Below are 816 nucleotides of genomic sequence, written 5' to 3'. Positions count from 1 at the left end.
AAAGGTACTGTCTTTAAAAGCAAATAAAAGTTGATAAAATTTTATCTTCTGAGAAGCATTAATTTAAATGCTTTCTATTTGTAAAACAGCACAATAACTTTACCTTTGTTTTAGTGAAAACTTCCTTCAGGAATTTTATCATGTGTAGCTCTGGATTTTTCTGGAGCTATTATTTTTTCTGAAAAAGTGAATTGGGGATTGTATCTCTGCTCATTTTTCCAAAGATAGTACATCATTACCAATAGTTTTTTTTGCACGGCAACATAGCCCTTCATTTTAAATCCTGTCCGCTCAACAACTCTTTCATAAAGACTTTTAAATTGAGGCTGGTCATCCCTTACCGCACAAAATGCTGGCATAAACAGAATTCTTCTGATCCGGGAATTCCCCTTTTTTGATATTTTTGTTTTTCCTATATGCTTTCCTGATTGGTTTTCTATAACATCGTAACCTGAGTATTTCACTAAAGATGCCGAACTTTTAAACAATGTAAAGCCATTAGTTTCAGCTACGATGACGCAAAAAGATAGCAGGTTAATTCCTTTTATTGCCGTAATGTTTTCATAGTGAAGATTTAAAATCTTGTCTGTTTTAACAAGCTTTTCCATTGCTTTTTCCATTTCTAATACTTGTTGCTCAAGCAGTTTTATTGTTTTGTTCAGTTGCTTTATAACTTCCCTGCTTTGGAACTGGGCATGGTTGAGTGCCTCAAGCTGGTTACCCAGAACATTGATGGTCTCTTTTAGGTTTTGATGCTGACGGGTATAGTGTCTGAGTTCGTACAGTTTCTCACTTCCTGGAGCCCAAGGTTCCAGG

1 protein-coding gene is annotated in these 816 nt (G+C 35.3%); it reads right to left on the bottom strand.

Annotated elements, in window-relative coordinates; all coding sequences use genetic code 11:
* Positions 1-110: 110 nt before the first annotated feature.
* Positions 111-816, bottom strand: a 706-nt coding sequence (locus AC1RJ8_RS25100; protein ID WP_492956264.1) for a transposase, incomplete at its 5' end; no start/stop codon positions are given.

Source organism: Pedobacter sp. GW822-FHT03F06, assembly GCF_058801365.1.
Note: the sequence above shows the minus strand (reverse complement) of the source record. Positions and strands in the feature narration are given on the sequence as shown.